The 14946-nt window shown below is 61.9% G+C and carries 18 protein-coding genes and 1 pseudogene; 13 read left to right on the top strand and 6 right to left on the bottom strand.

Annotation, left to right across the window (positions count from 1 at the left end; all coding sequences use genetic code 11):
- Nucleotides 1–5 precede the first annotated feature (5 nt).
- From BDB13_RS27570 to BDB13_RS27560, 3 genes are all read left to right on the top strand, one after another.
- A complete protein-coding gene (locus BDB13_RS27570) occupies nt 6–605 on the top strand; it encodes a transglutaminase-like domain-containing protein (protein WP_217902173.1) in 600 nt (199 codons plus the stop codon).
- A 203-nt stretch (nt 606–808) separates the two neighbouring features.
- On the top strand, nt 809–1048 hold the full coding sequence (locus BDB13_RS27565) for a hypothetical protein (RefSeq protein WP_094275274.1): 240 nt from the start codon (nt 809–811) through the stop codon (nt 1046–1048).
- A gap of 1 nt (nt 1049) precedes the next feature.
- The gene (locus BDB13_RS27560) at nt 1050–1292 is read left to right on the top strand and encodes a hypothetical protein (protein ID WP_094275273.1); all 243 of its coding nucleotides are present in this window, start codon (nt 1050–1052) and stop codon (nt 1290–1292) included.
- 116 nt (nt 1293–1408) lie between these two features.
- On the opposite strand, the gene BDB13_RS27555 is transcribed toward BDB13_RS27560, so the two are convergent.
- The 3 genes from BDB13_RS27555 to BDB13_RS32620 all read right to left on the bottom strand — a co-directional run bounded on the left by BDB13_RS27555 (nt 1409) and on the right by BDB13_RS32620 (nt 3219).
- Complete coding sequence (locus BDB13_RS27555) at nt 1409–2200, bottom strand: hypothetical protein (protein WP_094275272.1); 792 nt, start codon at nt 2198–2200, stop codon at nt 1409–1411.
- A 284-nt stretch (nt 2201–2484) separates the two neighbouring features.
- The gene (locus BDB13_RS32625; RefSeq protein ID WP_217902172.1) at nt 2485–2676 is read right to left on the bottom strand and encodes a hypothetical protein; all 192 of its coding nucleotides are present in this window, start codon (nt 2674–2676) and stop codon (nt 2485–2487) included.
- A gap of 216 nt (nt 2677–2892) precedes the next feature.
- Complete coding sequence (locus tag BDB13_RS32620; protein ID WP_217902171.1) at nt 2893–3219, bottom strand: site-specific integrase; 327 nt, start codon at nt 3217–3219, stop codon at nt 2893–2895.
- Here BDB13_RS32620 and BDB13_RS27545 point away from each other — a divergent pair.
- Entirely contained in the window at nt 3218–3643 is a 426-nt protein-coding gene (locus tag BDB13_RS27545; protein ID WP_141210712.1) for a hypothetical protein, read from the top strand. The genes BDB13_RS32620 and BDB13_RS27545 overlap by 2 nt on opposite strands.
- Here the strand turns inward: BDB13_RS27545 and BDB13_RS27540 are convergent.
- Nucleotides 3619–4146 carry a site-specific integrase gene (locus tag BDB13_RS27540; RefSeq protein ID WP_094275270.1) on the bottom strand — a complete coding sequence of 176 codons (528 nt, stop codon included), beginning with the start codon at nt 4144–4146 and terminating at the stop codon, nt 3619–3621. The genes BDB13_RS27545 and BDB13_RS27540 overlap by 25 nt on opposite strands.
- Nucleotides 4147–4351: 205 nt before the next feature.
- On the opposite strand from BDB13_RS27540, the pseudogene BDB13_RS27535 reads away from it, so the two are divergent.
- Together BDB13_RS27535 and BDB13_RS32315 are read left to right on the top strand one after the other, a co-directional pair.
- Nucleotides 4352–4765: pseudogene (locus BDB13_RS27535) on the top strand (SOS response-associated peptidase); the annotation flags it as partial.
- A 211-nt stretch (nt 4766–4976) separates the two neighbouring features.
- Nucleotides 4977–5120: a hypothetical protein gene (locus BDB13_RS32315; RefSeq protein WP_176459759.1), complete on the top strand. Its 144-nt coding sequence runs from the start codon at nt 4977–4979 to the stop codon at nt 5118–5120.
- A 477-nt stretch (nt 5121–5597) separates the two neighbouring features.
- Here BDB13_RS32315 and BDB13_RS27525 read toward each other — a convergent pair whose 3' ends face one another.
- On the bottom strand, nt 5598–6647 hold the full coding sequence (locus BDB13_RS27525; RefSeq protein WP_254923079.1) for an ATP-binding protein: 1050 nt from the start codon (nt 6645–6647) through the stop codon (nt 5598–5600).
- Between the two features lie 387 nt (nt 6648–7034).
- Here BDB13_RS27525 and BDB13_RS27520 point away from each other — a divergent pair, with 387 nt between their 5' ends.
- From BDB13_RS27520 to BDB13_RS27505, 4 genes are all read left to right on the top strand, one after another.
- A complete protein-coding gene (locus tag BDB13_RS27520; RefSeq protein ID WP_094275267.1) occupies nt 7035–8087 on the top strand; it encodes a 3-keto-5-aminohexanoate cleavage protein in 1053 nt (350 codons plus the stop codon).
- Nucleotides 8088–8233: 146 nt separating this feature from the next.
- The gene (locus BDB13_RS27515; protein ID WP_254923078.1) at nt 8234–9835 is read left to right on the top strand and encodes a long-chain fatty acid--CoA ligase; all 1602 of its coding nucleotides are present in this window, start codon (nt 8234–8236) and stop codon (nt 9833–9835) included.
- 527 nt (nt 9836–10362) lie between these two features.
- Nucleotides 10363–10620 carry a hypothetical protein gene (locus BDB13_RS27510; RefSeq protein ID WP_094275265.1) on the top strand — a complete coding sequence of 86 codons (258 nt, stop codon included), beginning with the start codon at nt 10363–10365 and terminating at the stop codon, nt 10618–10620.
- The gene (locus tag BDB13_RS27505; protein WP_094275264.1) at nt 10617–10808 is read left to right on the top strand and encodes a hypothetical protein; all 192 of its coding nucleotides are present in this window, start codon (nt 10617–10619) and stop codon (nt 10806–10808) included. Before BDB13_RS27510 ends, BDB13_RS27505 begins: the two co-directional genes overlap by 4 nt.
- A 64-nt stretch (nt 10809–10872) precedes the next feature.
- On the opposite strand, the gene BDB13_RS27500 is transcribed toward BDB13_RS27505, so the two are convergent.
- Nucleotides 10873–11946: an AraC family transcriptional regulator gene (locus BDB13_RS27500; protein WP_094275263.1), complete on the bottom strand. Its 1074-nt coding sequence runs from the start codon at nt 11944–11946 to the stop codon at nt 10873–10875.
- A gap of 179 nt (nt 11947–12125) precedes the next feature.
- On the opposite strand from BDB13_RS27500, the gene BDB13_RS27495 reads away from it, so the two are divergent.
- From BDB13_RS27495 to BDB13_RS27485, 3 genes are all read left to right on the top strand, one after another.
- Nucleotides 12126–13088: an ABC transporter substrate-binding protein gene (locus BDB13_RS27495; protein WP_176459758.1), complete on the top strand. Its 963-nt coding sequence runs from the start codon at nt 12126–12128 to the stop codon at nt 13086–13088.
- 45 nt (nt 13089–13133) lie between these two features.
- Entirely contained in the window at nt 13134–13958 is an 825-nt protein-coding gene (locus BDB13_RS27490; RefSeq protein ID WP_094275888.1) for an SDR family NAD(P)-dependent oxidoreductase, read from the top strand.
- Between the two features lie 65 nt (nt 13959–14023).
- The gene (locus BDB13_RS27485) at nt 14024–14923 is read left to right on the top strand and encodes an ABC transporter permease (protein WP_254923077.1); all 900 of its coding nucleotides are present in this window, start codon (nt 14024–14026) and stop codon (nt 14921–14923) included.
- Nucleotides 14924–14946 lie beyond the last annotated feature (23 nt).

Raw genomic sequence — 14946 nt, 5'->3', positions numbered from 1 at the left:
CTTCAATGGCAACCACCGATATGGTGCTCGAAGCCGCGCCTCCGGAAAACTATCTGGCTGGCAACGAGTTCATTGATGTCGACGACCAATCCATCCGAACACTTGCTCTGACGCTGCGACAGAGGGCAGGCAGCGACGTGCCCTTTGCCAAGGCCGCCTTCGAGTGGGTGCGAGACGAGGTAGGCCACTCGTACGATGTCCAGGATCCACGGGTCACCTTGGCAGCGAGCGAGGTTCTCGCGCAGCGCGTCGGACTCTGTTATGCCAAGTCGCACCTGCTGGCGGCGGTGTTGCGATCCGAAGGCGTTCCGACTGGCTTGTGTTACCAGCGTCTCGTGCATGGAGATGGACATGTTCTGCACGGGTTGGTCGCGATCTACCTCAACGGCGCCTGGCGCCGGCAAGATCCCCGCGGAAACAAGGACGGTGTTGACGCACAGTTCTCCCTCGATTCGGAACAACTTGCTTGGCACGTTGTCCCCTCTCTCGGGGAGATCGACTATCCGAAGATCTTCGCCTCGCCGGCACAGTGCGTCGTCGAAACGCTCCGCGGCGCGGCAGACGTGCTGTCGCTCTATGACGCCGGTTTGCCAACGAGTCTCTAACGCACACCGGTTCTACGACGGTTGATGATTTGCTCGGGATCCCGAATCGGCGTCCACCGACTTGCCGGTCAACAGTTCGAAGCACTGATGTCACACTGGCGGTCGATTGTCTGGATCGCGAACGTCCGCGGAGTGAGAATCGTGAGCGAGAGTCAGTCGGCGCAGAGTTGGTCCGGATAAGATCTAAGGGATCCGTCCTGGTCGTGACAGATGGCCACTGGGACGGCGCCGACGTGCGCATCGACTCGCGTGTGCTCGGTTATGGCGGGTTGGGGGCAGGGCGTGGCCGTGTCACAACCCTTGAAGTTGAGGTCGAAGTCAGGGGTAGGGGATTCCGTCCACGCGTCGGCAGGATGGAACTGGGCGCCCAATCCGGATCCACTGCGCACACGCAGTGGCGCATGCTGCCGACCGCACGGCAACTGCTTTCCGAAGCGTTGTGACATGACTGCTCCGGACTTCGACTCGTGGCGAGAGCAATGGCCACTGACACCCACCCTGCGGCGGCGCGCTGTCGCCCGTCCGGTCAAGATCGAGATGAACCGGGCCTTGCCGTTGGCCAGGAACGCGCAACGTCCCGATCGTCTTCCGCTTCGAGTTCTTGCGGGAGGGGTGCGGTTGGAAGGCGTCATGAGCGGAGATCTCTATGCGTGGCTGAAATTGTCTTCTCTGCACCAGTCAACTTGATCGCGCGAAAACCCCTGTGCACAAGGCTTTTCGCCGGTGCGCAGGGGTTTTGCGCGTGTAGTACGGGTGTGTGTGGCCGAAGACGGGTGTGAACGACCCGCGTCCGTCAGCGACTGTCAGGCGCCCGGAAGGACCTCGACCGCGGCCTCGTCGAACTCCGGCAGGTCGAGCGGCTCACCGAACGAGTGGTACATCTTCACCTGGAAGCCGTCGTACTCCTGCACCAGATAGCCGGAGTCGTCGACCCAGTAGTGCATCCTCGACGGGAGCTCCGACCTGATCGCCTCGCGAACATCTGTACCCGACGACTTCATGGCTTCGGGCAGCGACTCCATGGCCACGTCGACCATCGCCTCGGGGTCGGGAGTTACAAAGAAGTGAGTCGCGAAGACACCGCCTCCGATGTCCTTGCGGCCGTTGTGGACGATCGCCCGGGAGCTCAGGATCAGCTTCGTCACCCGGTCGGGGTCGAAAGACTTCGCCAGCATCTGCGTCGCACCTTCTTCGTTCGGGAGTCGGTACCAGGTGCCGGGCTCCAAGTCGTCGTGGGCGCCTTCCCCGGGCAGCATGTAGAGGACGTCGCCCCGCGAGAGGAGCTTCTGAACGGAGGAGGACGGGTCGCCGATCGAGATGTATACGACCCGCTGCGAGTAGTCGACCTGAGCCTCCGTGACGATGCCGTTGACGTCGGACGTGACCCGGGTCGGTCCCGCGTTCAGAGTCTGCGCGACCGCCGCCTTGAGCCTCTCGGCAGGCGACGCGGGGGCCCACGGTTCAGCGACAGGGGCCGGTTCCGCGGACTGCGCGGTACCGGAGGCGTCGTCACCGCAGCCCGTTGCCGCCACGGCGACCGCGCCGGTGAGCAGGGCCGTGGCAAACAGGCGTCGAAGCGGAAAGTGCGTGCTCATTCGTTCTCTTTCGGTGGGTGGGTTTGTCGAGTGTGCACATATCCGTCGTCAGCACGAGATGTCGCGACGGAAAGTGCACTCTCGCACAGGCTTGCGGGGTGCGCTCATCCGCCCGTGGCGTTGAGCGCGGCGGTGTTGTCGTCCTCGGTGGTCGTGTACATCGAGTGGATGCGGGTGAACACGTCGCACGTGTCGGTAACCACGGCGTTCACTCCGCGGACTGCAACGAAGTGTCGCCTCGGGAGGGATCCCCTCACGGCGTCCGTCGGTATTTCAGCGTTCGCCTATCTACTGGGCAGGCCGGGTGTGCCGAGGGCCGTGTTCCGGATCGACAGGCGGCTCGCCTCGTCACGTTTGCTGCGCAGGAAGGTCAGGGTGAGGTCGATGCCTTCGATTTCACCGAGCCAGCCTTCTTCGTGCGCGCGTTGACGGCGTTGCTCAAGATCGGTTTCGATGTCGGTGAGGCGGCTGATCATTTTCGGGTCGATCCGGAGCATCGAGCAGCGGATGCAGGCGTGTTCGTGGCTGCAGGGTGTGGCGTACGGTCGGCCGCACGATCCGAGCTCGACCTTACGTTTGTCGAAGTGCTCTTCGAAGTCGGCCCATTCCTGATCAGTGACCGGCCGATACTCCTCAGGGGGACGTAGTTCCCGCCTGCGCTGGAGGTGGGCCTGGTAATGCCGGGTGACGTCCTATTCGAAGACGGCAACGTAGCCGCGGGTGGTCTCGAGGTCGAGGTGACCGAGCAGGGCAGCTCCGATGTGGATGGGCAGTCCGCTGTTGACCAGGTCGGTGGCGAATAGTCGCCGGAAATCGTGTGGGCGGAAGTGGATCCCGGCGAACTGAGGATCGGTGTCGGCGAGTTCCCTGCAGTACCGTTGGCGAGCGCGACGATGCCGTCGTCGCTGAGCGCGTAATACTTTCGTGGCGGTCCCGACGACGAGGGGAGCATCTCCGAGACCACGAGGCCGACGGACCCCCGACGACGCCAGGGGTCTGTTGCTAGGGTTCCGGCTCATGCAGAGATTGTTTCGTTTCTCCTTCGAACTTCGGGCTCCTCTCACTATGCAGCAGGCCAATTTGGTACTGCCCGCAGTCTGGGCGCTGATGGAGCGAGAGGGGCTGGAGCCGAATTACGGACAGCTCGAACCCGAGGGCGAGGATCAGTGGATGATGTCCGGCTGGACTGCCGATCTCGACTACGACGTATTCCTGGATCGCTATCCGGGGGGGTCGTTCCCTTGGCATGCCGGTCTTGACTACGAGGTATACCTGGAGCGCAATAAGGGAATGTCGTTCACGGATTGGGCAGAGTCGGTGGAGCGAGCCATAAAGCAGATAGTGGCGGAAGCGAATCCGGCGGCGTGGGCGTCCTGTGAGTGGCGCTACTCGGATGACGAGGACTTTGAAGTCCTCGTCTATGAGGACGCTGACGACGAGTGATGCGCTCGGTCTTTGGGCACCGGATTGACCAGCGGGCCGCGGCCGTACAAGAGGTGGTGCTCGTAGAACCCATACACCACGGTCAACGCGTGGTTGATCGTTGTCGGTGCGTATCCCGCAGGCAGGACCGGTTTCCCGGTCTTGAGGTTCACCAATCCCGGCTGCGACACAGACAACGCTGAGCGTCGTCGCTGCGGGTTGACCGCTGACCCGATCCATCCCACCATCGCCTCGATGTCCTCCCTGGTGGCGCGATCCCATCGCACGCCCAGCGCCGCCAGGACTTTCCACCACCTCAGCAGATCGTGCGCATAGGACCGCACGGTCAACGGGCTGACGTCGCACAGCACAAGACTCGCCAGGTATGACGAGATCGGTTCGACTTCGACCCCGTCGACAACAACCCCGTACGGCACCACACCCGGCGGCTCGACACACTGCACGTTCCCCACCGCTGGTAGCTCGACGCGCCCCTCGCGAAGCGCTCGCCGTATCTCGTCCATCCCGCCCACCCCCGTAGTCAGATTCGCGGACTATGTCCAGAAGGTGCAGTTAACAGGACCGACGGGCAGTGGCTTGGCTGCGTTCAGGTGTACGCCGAAACAGGTGATGGCAGAACAGGTCTCGGACTGTGGCTCTGGGTAACTGCTGATGCAATCTCCGTCGACACTGCCTGATTGACTTGCGTCAGTCACCTTGACGTAACGGGCGGCATCCAAACGGCGCGCAATCCTGCCGGCCGACGGCTACTTCGAGTGGCAGAAGAACGAGCACGGCAAAACTCCCTACTTCCTGCACGGGAACGGGGTCCTCGCGATGGCCGGCCTCTACGAACTGTGGCCCAATCCCGACCTCCCGGAGGACGATCCGAACAAATGGCTTTGGACGACAACAGTTTTGACGAGACCAGCGCAGGATGCTCTCGGGCGCATACATGACCGATCGCCGGTCATACTCCCGGAAACATTCTGGGAACACTGGCTCGACCCCGACCTGACCAGCCTCGAAGACGTTGACGCGCTGCTGAATTCGGTTCCCGAACCGCACCTCGAACCCTACGAAGTCGGAACCGCGGTCAACTCGCCCCGCAACAACACCCCGGAGCTCCTCAAACCAGTCTGACCGCAGCTTCTCGCTCGGCGCCGGAAATCCGGCACGTGATCGGGGGAGGGGACGTGTCGTTTCCTATGGTCAATGCCTATTTTTTGGTGATATTGGGCGGTAGCCGGGCTACCGTCATAGGTGACGGCACGGTGCCCTTCGCTTTCTGAGCTGGGTGATGGCGTGTGCCGCCGGCGCGGTTTGTGCGATCGGCTTGCTGCATACTCCGCATATGAGTGGTCGCTTTGATGAAGAACTTGCGATGCTGTCCGATGTACGCCGATACCTACGCTCGATTCAAGGGCCGGCCTTTCCGATCTCGACGACTGTTGTCGATCGAGTTCTCGACGAACGTAACGGAACCCGGATCCGATAGGCCGGAATGAGTCCCGGCGGTGGTGTCCGATGCCGTGCACTACCCGCGGCGCCGGCGACCTGCACCGCGGGTAGGGGACGTGTCATTTGCCCTGCTCAGATCCATTTTTGGAACGTGAGTACCGACGCCGGTACGGCGGTTCGGTGTTCACGTCGAACTCATTCCTCATCCGGTTCTGTGTTGCTCACGCGCGCCGGCGCGGCGTTTGTCGATGTGTGAGCGCTATAGCGAGTAGGCAACGACGGGCTACGCGTGATGTCTGCTCCGGTAGCGCTAGAACAGGAAATTTACCGGGCGGGTTCCGCGGCACGGATGGCACGCAGTCTGGTGATGCCGCCTTGGTTGATGCAGTCTTCGGCGAGTTCTCGGATTTGCCGCAGGTAGTCGGCGTCGTCGGCGAAGGCGAGGACGGTGGTGGTGACGGGGCTGTACCGGGCCAGGGGGAGAGAACCGCGGGTATCAGACTCGTTGTCTTCATCAGCGGTTTGGATGATCAGGGGTGTGCCGCCGGTCCATTCGATGCCGACACGCGTTTCGTATTCGTTCGTTCCGAATCGTTTGCCGGCGACGCGGACCAGGGCCATGAGGTCGGCGACCGCGTGCTCGACGGCTGCGGAATCGACGTGATCGGCTGCAAGGACTATGCCGGTTGCGCGTTGTCCGCCGATCGCCCGCTGCCAGGGTGACGGAACCGTTGTGGTGGATGCTCGCCCACGCCTCCCTCCATCTGGTGGGATCGTTGTCCGCCCCGTTAGGAGCGATCCATCGGCGCAGTCCTGGGCGGAGGTTCTGGCAGTAGACCGATCCCAGGGGCGATCTCCCTGTGGTGGTGTAGGTGTGGCTGTTGGCAGCGTCGAACATTCCCTGCGCGTCCGCGAGTGTCGGCCGAGTCTGGGTCAATGCAGGCACTCGCGGGTGTGCAACAGCGATGATCCAGGCACGGTTGCCGGTGTCCCTGCCGGAGACTTGCTCCTCGTAGAGATGGTCGAGTGCGTCGTGGGCGTGGCGGCGTTCGTCGAAGCGGGCGCGGTACATGAGTTCGAGTTGGCGTTCGTTCATCCAGACGGTGTCTGCGTCGTTGCGGATCGGAGCGCCGAAGTACTCGTCCCGGTAGATCAGGTGAGGGCTGTCGACGGAGGGACCGACGATGATCGCCACGACCTGGTTGCTCGCTTCTCCGATCGGGACGATGTCGAGCCCGAAGACCGACGGGGTGATCGCGGTGACCGCGGCGCTCCGGATTGTGCGTTCGTGATTTTCGGTCAGCTCGCCGACGTCGCACCGGCCGGTGGCCCTGCTTTGGTCTTCTTTTATTCCGTAGACGATGATGCCGCCGCCGTTGTTGGCCATCGCGGCGATGTCCTTCGGGAAATCGGATTTGGTTAGCCCGCTGGTCGGTGGCAATTCCGATTTCCAGTCGAGGTCGGCGGTTTCACTGAGTCCGGCGGTGACGGCGTCGTCGATCATCTCGTCGGTGATCGGACCGGGCTGGTATCCGAGTAGGCGGTGCAGGGCGGTGAAGTGCATGCCCGGATATGTATCACGGGGCGGCGGTTTTACAGCGTCAGACGGCCTTGTTGGGCCGCGAGCTGGGGTGATGTGCCGAAGGGCTGGATGCTCGACATGCCCGTTCAGAACCGAACTCCGCAGCGTCAGTGCCGTCATCAGAACCCGATGTCCCAAGTTGACAGAGAATGTGTCCCAATCAGAAAGGGTTTGTCGACTCAACCCATATAACGTGACTGGTGTCACCGCACTTGTTGCATCCGTCCGCGCGGTCGCTTTCGCTGGGCATCCCTGTCGGTCAGATGATCACCCGCCGGCGGCGCTCTCATTCGACCATCGCGGACTTGCGGTTCCGTCGAACAACCCTCCTAAGCAACACTTTCCAACATTCCCGACAGGAGCTACACCATGCACTTCCACGACGATGCACTCTTCCCGGAAAACCAGGAGAAACTGGTCATCACGGCCGCCCCGTACGGCCCCGAATGGGAACCGAACGATTTCCGCGAGGATCTCCCCGTCACGATGGATGAGCACGTCCAGCAGGCAGTGGACTGCTACGAAGCCGGCGCATCGGTGCTGCACGTCCACGTTCGCGAACTCGACGGCAAAGGCTCAAAGCGGCTCTCGAAGTTCAACGAACTCCTCGGACGGCTCCGTGAAGCGGTTCCCGAGATGGTTCTGCAGGTCGGCGGGTCGATCTCGTTCGCACCGGAAGGTGAAGGCGCCGACGCGAAGTGGCTCTCCGACGACACCCGGCACATGCTCGCCGAGCTGGACCCCAAGCCCGACCAGGTCACGATCGCGATCAACACCAACCAGATGAACATCGGGGAGTTGATGACCGCGGACGACATTGCGGGCACGTCCCTGGCGCGTCCGGAACTGCAGGAGACGTACCGGGAAATGATAATCCCCGCCGGTCCGGCCTGGGTCGAGGAGCACCTGCGACGGTTGCAGGCCGCCGGCATCCAGCCGCTGTTCGCGCTCACCGGTATCCCGGGGCTTGAGACCGTCGAGCGGCTCATCCGCCGCGGCGTCTACACCGGACCGCTGAATGTGACGTGGACCGGCATCGGCGGGGGTTTCGACGGACCCAATCCGTACAACATCATGAACTTCATCCAGCGTGTCCCCGACGGCGCGGCACTGACTCTCGAGTCCCTCATGCGCAGCGTGTTGCCGGTCAACACGATGGCGATCGCGATGGGCCTGCACACCCGATGCGGCAACGAGGACACCCTCTGGGGCCGTAAGGGCGAGAAGATGACCTCGGTTCAGCAGATTCAGCAGCTCGTGCGCATCGCCGGTGAACTCGGCCGCGAGGTCGCCACCGGCAAGGATGCCCGCGATATCTACAAGATCGGCACCACTTACGCCGACGTGGATGAGACCCTCGCCAAGGTCGGCTACGCGCCGAACCGCCGCCCGGGCCAGGTCGGTTTCACCCACCACGCCTAGCAGTCCGGCTCGTGTACACGGTGGGGCACGAATCTAGGTTTCGTGCCCCACCTTCCGGGCGGTTCGTACCGCCCCCAGCCATATCCCGAGATCAGCGACAGATCCGCTGCCGCAGAATTTTTCTCCACCCCACCCAGGAGTTCCACGTGACCAATGGCTTGACCATGGACAACTACCCCCTATCACTGACCGCTGTGGTCGAGCGCGCCGAACAATTCCACAGCACCAAAGACGTCGTAACACGCCGACCCGACGGCAGCATCGCCCGCACCACCCTCGGAGCATGCGCACGCCGAGCACGAAGGCTGGCGACCGCCCTGGCCGACCTCGGCATCGGGGACGGCGACAAAGTCGCAACCCTGCTGTGGAACCAAGCCGAGCACCTCGAAATGTACTTCGCCGTCCCCGCAATGGGAGCGATCGTGCACACCCTCAACCCACGACTGCACGCCGACGAACTGACCTTCATCGTCGGCGACGCCCAGGACCGGGTGATCGTCGTCGACGAATCCCTACTCGAGGTATTCGACAGCTTCCGACTCACACACCACTTCGACCATGTCATCGTCGTTGCCCACGATCGACCGGCGCCGGCGGGAATGCTCGACTACGAAACCCTCATCGCTTCCGCCGAACCAATGATTTGGCCTCTCATCGACGAACGGCAAGCCGGCGCAATGTGTTACACGTCCGGCACCACCGGCCGACCCAAGGGCGTCGTGTACTCCCACCGTGCGATCGTGCTCCATTCGATGGCCGTCGCACTACCCGACGCGTTGGGCGTCTCGACGCAGGACACCCTGCTGCCAGTAGTACCGATGTTCCACGTCAACGCCTGGGGACTTCCCTACGCCGCCGCACTCCTCGGTGCCCGGCTGGTGCTACCCGGACCGAAACTGGACGCCGTCAGCGTCCTCGACCTGATCGAAACCGAGAAGGTCACCATGACCGCGGGAGTCCCGACCGTGTGGATGGCGATGCTCGACGCCCTCGACGCGCAACCGCAGCGTTGGGATTTGCGCCACCTCGACCGGTTGATCGTCGGCGGAGCAGCGGCTCCACGCAGCTTGCTCGAGGGATTCGACCGCCACGGCCTGAGGGTCGTGCAGGCCTGGGGCATGACCGAGACCTCTCCGATGGGCACCGTCAGCCGCCTCCCGGCAGACCTCGAAAATTGCGACGACAACACAAAATATGACTTCCGGGCCCGACAGGGTGTCGCGATGCCGTTCTTCGACATCCGAGCCCGGAACGAGGACGACGGGTTCATCGAATGGGACGACGTCGCCATGGGTGAGCTCGAAGTGCGTGGCCCGTGGGTGGCGTCCGGCTACCACAACGGCACTGGCGCAGACAGTTTCACCGATGACGGCTGGTTCCGCACCGGGGACATCGTCCGCATCGACCACCGCGGCTGCATCCGGATCTGCGACCGCTCCAAGGACCTCGTCAAGTCGGGTGGCGAGTGGATCTCCTCGGTCGATCTCGAAAATCACCTGATGGCGCATCCGTCGGTGGCGGAGGCCGCGGTGATCGCCGTGCCCGATACGAAGTGGGGTGAACGGCCGTTGGCGGTGCTCGTCCTGCGATCCGGTATGACCGCCGATCCGGAACAGCTTCGTGAGCACCTCTCGAGCGAGTTCGCCCGGTGGCAACTGCCCGAGCGTTTCGAGTTCGTCTCCACCATTCCGCGAACCGCGACCGGCAAGTTCAAGAAGCGGGATCTACGCGACCATTTCACCGCATGACCCGGCAGTCGTGAACATCTGGAGCATGTGCGGAGCCGCAACTGAACCGCCTGTAAGTGTTTGTGATGGCCGGCCCGGGCTGGCTGACAGGATGGGTGTCGCCGCTACAACGGCGTATGACCCATGAATCGCTTTGCTCCCTATCGGATGCACTTGCCGGGATCTGTCCACTTGTTGTGGCGACGCCGGTCCGGTCTTGCTTCGGTGGCTTGATTTTCAAGCCTGCCCGACCCCGTTGCCGCGAGGTCGTGGCCCACTACAAGCCTGCCTCGAAGTGCTCTTTCCGGGCCGACGCCGACAACGACGTCGCCCATCCGAAGCGACATCCGCCGGAAATGCCTGTCGCCCTAAGATCACTACGAGATCGTCATCGGAGTCGATACCCCACGCCGCAACCCACGCGCTGTGCGTCGTGACCGCCACAACCGTTGCCGCGGAAGGACAAAGCAAGTTTTCCAGCAAGCCCGGCGGGACTCGGGCGAGCCCGCACGTGGATTGCACACCGAGCAGGACAACAAACCGCTCTCGTGGTCATCGAAGGTATCGGCTCCTACGGAGCCGGGCTCTCCGACCGCGTTCTTGTGGCAGGATTTTCGGTTGTCGAACCTTCCGCAATGGCATCAGGAGATCGGCGAGGAGTCGGTAAGACCGACGATCTCGATGCCGTCCGCATCGCCAGCTCAGTCCTACCCTTCGATGTCGATCGACTGCGTCAACCACGAGCGGCCGGATCACGAGTGGCGATGCGCATCTCTCGTGGTCGCTCGCGAACAGATAACGTGTGAACGACCCGCGCGCAATCAATGCGTTGACCGCTTTGATTCGCACCGTCGAGCTCGGCGTGGATGCACGAAAATCATTGACGTGCAGTCAGATCACGGCGATTGCGACCTGGCGCACTCGGTCCGAGGGCGCCACAGCTGCGACGTGCCGAGCGGAAGCTGCTGTCGCAGTGGAGTTGGAGTCCGGATGAGACAAGCCTGGAATCAGGGAACCGAGCAGGTCGTCACACCGTCGCCGGGAAACGGTCGGAGCCTTTACTTTTGGCTGCGAGATTCCGCCGGCCGATTGTCCGCTACGTGGAGCCATCCGGTCGGACTGAGCCCGTGTTTGGTGTGAAACCAGCGGGTCAAGCTTGTCGGTGTGGCGAATCCGACCATCGTTGCAATGTCTGTCACCGAGTAGCGTCGGCTGAGTAGGGCTCTCTCTACAAGTACCAGTCTGGTGCGGTCCAGCAGTGCCGAGAATGTGGTTCCTTCCACGGCCAAATGTCGATGCAGTGTCCGCCTGTCGATGCCCAGGTGGTGGGCTACTTGCGTGGTCGAGCAACGCCCGGCTGGGAGAAGACTCTCGATCAACCGAGTGACACGGTTTACGACAACATCGGATCTGGGCTCGGCGACCGCAGACAGCATCTGTTGCGCGTAGGCCAGAATCGCTGGGTCGGACTCGCGGATCGCGATGTCCACTTCGGCGGCGTAGAGCGAGATTCCAGCGACTGGTTCGTCAAACTTGAGGTGTGGTCCGAATAGGGCGAGGTGTGTGGTGAGGTCGGCAGGAGCCGGATGCGGGAAAGAGCACACCACCGGTATCCAGTCATGACCGAGGAAGAGACGGAAGACGTCGCACAAGCCAGCTAGTACCAGTTCTGTGGACTGCGGCGACGCTTCGTAATCTGTGCCGAAATCGAAGCCGAAGTAGAACTGGGCAAGCCCCCCTTCGTATTTCACACCGAAGCGGAGTGACTCGTTGTAGGTGTGGCTGTATCTGATCAGTAGGTTCGTGGCGCTGCGGATGTCGGTTTCTTCGCGCAGCACCACGATCAGGGGGCCGAGGTTCGACAGTGTTCGGCGTTGCGCAAGTTGCAGGCCAATGTCAGTGCGTCCGCTTGCGAGGGCAGAGGCCTCTAGCAGGCGATCCACACTGATGGCTGGCACCCAGTTGTCCTGATTCAGCAAACCTGCCGGGTCGAGGCCGACCTCACGCATTAGGCCTGCCGGGTCGAGACCGATAGCAAGGCAAAGATTGAGATAACCAGTAGATGCATAGCGGCAGTGGGGCTGATGGGTCCGTTCCGATGACCGTTCGGAGCTCAATTTTGTGCGTTCCATGTCTCAATTTGATAGCAAATGTGTCTGGAAATGAAAGGCACAACCCAAATTATCAAGCTAACGTTACCCAGATCACATTCTGTTCCGAGGTGCGCACTGCCCTCACGGAGTGGGTGGCCGATGAATGAGCCGATCAAAAAGAAAGCAGTCGGATGAACTTCAACACCGCGGATATCCGCATGAGTACGAACCCCTTCGTGGCCGCATTCTTGCTGACCGGATTGCTGCTGTTGACAGGATGTGGATCTGAGTCCAATGCACTGGAGAAAGATGCGGACGGTATCGCCACGATCTCGGTTGGGCATACACCCGACAGCACAGTCACCTTGCCATTCGAGGTTGCACGGAGAGAGGGCTTCTTCGAGAGTGCGAAGCTCCGCGTGAATACGGTTGAGGCCGCTGGAGGTCCCGCGCATACAGCTGCGCTGATCGGTGGAAGCACCCAAATTTCGATCGGAGTTCCCGCGAATGTCCTCACCGCGATGGGGGAGGGCTCACCGATCGTTGTCCTCCCGCCGTACGGAAAGCTAGACCTCTACATAGCTGTCCCAGAGGACAGCCCGATCAGCACTGTCGAACAGTTGTCTGGCAAGAAGATTGGTGTATCTCAACGGGGAGCCGGTGGCGAGAAGGTAGCCACGACCATTCTGCAAGCGGATGGCATTGAGGCGACCTTCATCGGCGTCGGTGACTACGCGGCACATCTCGCAGCTTTGCGTGCGGGCGCGATCGACGCTGCGGTGGTGACCTCCGATGCAAGCGGGCTGTTCGAGGTCGAAGGCATGAAGACACGCAGGGTGGCCGGACCCGCCGGCGAGCTGAAGGAGTTGGGTCTGCACACGATGTATACGACGACCAGAACGTTCCAGCAGGACGAACCTGACATCGTGAACGCATTCTGTCAGAGCATGAAGGCCGCTGTGGAATGGATCGCCGACCCGCAGAACAAAGACTCCGCTGTCGCGATCATCGCGGAGATCATCAATGTCCCAGAGCCGGTCGCCGGTCCGATCTGGGAGCAGGAACACAACTACTGGCGAATGCAGCTCGATGCAGCCGCGTGGGACTACAACGTTGACTGGGTGCTCGATGGCGGCGGGGACCTCCCGTTCGACTCGAGTGTGATCCAGAACTGCGGCTGAGGGGTGACGACTATGAACGTAACGGACGAAGAAAGAGAGAATCGAATGAGGCTTCGAGACAAGGTGGCTGTGGTCACCGGTGCTGGCAACGGGTTGGGGCGAGCTATTGCGATCGCGATGGCTCGCGAGGGCGCACACGTAGCGGCACTGGACATCAGCGAAACGGGCCTGAAGCAGCTAAAAGAGGATCTGGCCGGCGAGGGCCTGGCGGTCATGACACTCGACTGCGATGTGTCGGACGTCGATCAGGTCAACGAGTCGTTTGACGCCGTCACTCGAGAGTTCGGGACCGTGCATGTCCTGGTGAACAATGCAGCCTTGGTCCCGTCCGCGCCCAAGGAAGCCGAGCGCCGGGCACGCGTGTATGAGTACTTCACGCAACCGGTTCCTCGGCGTTCGCTGGGTGTGACTCGTGAACTCACTGACGACGACTGGCTCAAGTGGTGGGGCGTCAACGTTCACAGCGTCTTCTACTGCACCCGCGCCGCCTTGCAGCACATGGAACCGCAGGGCTGGGGGAGGATCGTGAACATCGCCTCGATCGCTGCGCTGGGTGCCGCCAGCGCCCACAGCCCCGGCTATTCGGCGAGCAAGGCAGCGGTGGCAAGTTTCACCAAGACCGTGGCTCTGGATGTGGCGGGAGCAAACGTACTGGTCAACTGTATCGCGCCCGGTGCCGTCGTGACCCCGCCGTTCAAGGAATACCTCGAGTCCGCGACCGACGAGGAGCAGGCTTCGTTGGCTCAGTTGTTCCCCATCGGTCGTTTTGGCGATCCGGAGGAGTACGCCAATGTGGCGGTCTTCCTGGCTTCCGAAGATCACTACATCACCGGTCAGGTAATAAGCCCCAACGGTGGGATGGTCATCTGACGTGAACGGCTGGAGGTCGAGCCTTGCATGGTCGTTGTTCGGATGTGAACGAGAAGGTGATGGTCGTGTCGACTAGTGAAGTAATGGAATCGGCGGCGGACACCCGGGCAGATCCTGACGTAAAGGGGATCACCGAGGGACTTCGAGGCCCGACCGATGCCTCTGCGCGAGGGCCATCGAGCGGGAAATCCCGGGTGCGTCGCTGGGACGTCAAGATCCGGATCATCCAGCTCCTGATCGGTGTGGGTCTGCTCGGTCTATGGCAACTGTGCGCCGAACTCCAGTGGCCTGACCCGGTGCTGGCCAAGTCTCCAGGGGAGGCTTACAACTACTTGACACAGGCGGCGTCGTCCGGTGAGCTTTGGAGCAACACCAAGGCTACGATGCTCGCGGTCTCGATCGCCTGGGTGATCGGCAGCGTTGCCGGGGTTGCAGCGGGCATCACGCTGGGTCTTCTGCCACGGCTGGAGAAGGTGCTGGATCCTTTCCTGGATGCGGCCAATGCGATGCCTCGGATCGCGCTCGCCCCGCTGCTCATCGTCGCCTTCGGCATCAACACCACTGCCAAGGTTGCGTTGGCAGTGACCTTGGTGTTCTTCATTGTTATGTCGGGAGCACGTGCTGGAGTGCGATCCACGGATTCGGAATGGATGCGACTGTCGGTGGTTCTCGGTGCGAAGAAGCGACATCTATTCATGAAGATCTTCATTCCGGTCGCCACCCCGGCGATCTTTGCCGCACTAAGGCTTGGCCTCATCTATTCCTTGCTCGGAGTAGTGGGCTCCGAATTGATCTCGGCTCAGGATGGGCTCGGACAGCTGATCTCTAGCTACTCCGCAACATTTCGAATGGATGCCGTCTACGCCATCTTGCTGATGTTGGCCGTCATTGCGGCGACCCTCAATCAACTGATGAGCGTCCTTGAGCAACGACTGCTTGTTTGGCAACCGCCAGCCGATCGATGACTACTGCCTCAGGCAGCACAAGG

Origin of the sequence: Rhodococcus sp. OK302 (assembly GCF_002245895.1) — a bacterium.
In the GTDB taxonomy this organism is placed as follows: domain Bacteria; phylum Actinomycetota; class Actinomycetes; order Mycobacteriales; family Mycobacteriaceae; genus Rhodococcus_F.
The sequence above is the reverse complement of the archived record's forward strand: the minus strand, read 5'-3'. Positions and strand labels throughout refer to the sequence as shown.

Coding starts and splice junctions, on each gene's coding strand:
- BDB13_RS32620 (WP_217902171.1), bottom strand. CDS start 3,219: ATGAGCCGGAACCCTAGCAACAGACCCCTGGCGTCGTCGGGGGTCCGT.
- BDB13_RS27520 (WP_094275267.1), top strand. CDS start 7,035: ATGCACTTCCACGACGATGCACTCTTCCCGGAAAACCAGGAGAAACTG.
- BDB13_RS27555 (WP_094275272.1), bottom strand. CDS start 2,200: ATGAGCACGCACTTTCCGCTTCGACGCCTGTTTGCCACGGCCCTGCTC.
- BDB13_RS27495 (WP_176459758.1), top strand. CDS start 12,126: ATGAGTACGAACCCCTTCGTGGCCGCATTCTTGCTGACCGGATTGCTG.
- BDB13_RS27545 (WP_141210712.1), top strand. CDS start 3,218: ATGCAGAGATTGTTTCGTTTCTCCTTCGAACTTCGGGCTCCTCTCACT.
- BDB13_RS27570 (WP_217902173.1), top strand. CDS start 6: ATGGCAACCACCGATATGGTGCTCGAAGCCGCGCCTCCGGAAAACTAT.
- BDB13_RS27560 (WP_094275273.1), top strand. CDS start 1,050: ATGACTGCTCCGGACTTCGACTCGTGGCGAGAGCAATGGCCACTGACA.
- BDB13_RS32315 (WP_176459759.1), top strand. CDS start 4,977: ATGAGTGGTCGCTTTGATGAAGAACTTGCGATGCTGTCCGATGTACGC.
- BDB13_RS27540 (WP_094275270.1), bottom strand. CDS start 4,146: ATGGACGAGATACGGCGAGCGCTTCGCGAGGGGCGCGTCGAGCTACCA.
- BDB13_RS32625 (WP_217902172.1), bottom strand. CDS start 2,676: ATGATCAGCCGCCTCACCGACATCGAAACCGATCTTGAGCAACGCCGT.
- BDB13_RS27500 (WP_094275263.1), bottom strand. CDS start 11,946: ATGGAACGCACAAAATTGAGCTCCGAACGGTCATCGGAACGGACCCAT.
- BDB13_RS27525 (WP_254923079.1), bottom strand. CDS start 6,647: ATGCACTTCACCGCCCTGCACCGCCTACTCGGATACCAGCCCGGTCCG.
- BDB13_RS27490 (WP_094275888.1), top strand. CDS start 13,134: ATGAGGCTTCGAGACAAGGTGGCTGTGGTCACCGGTGCTGGCAACGGG.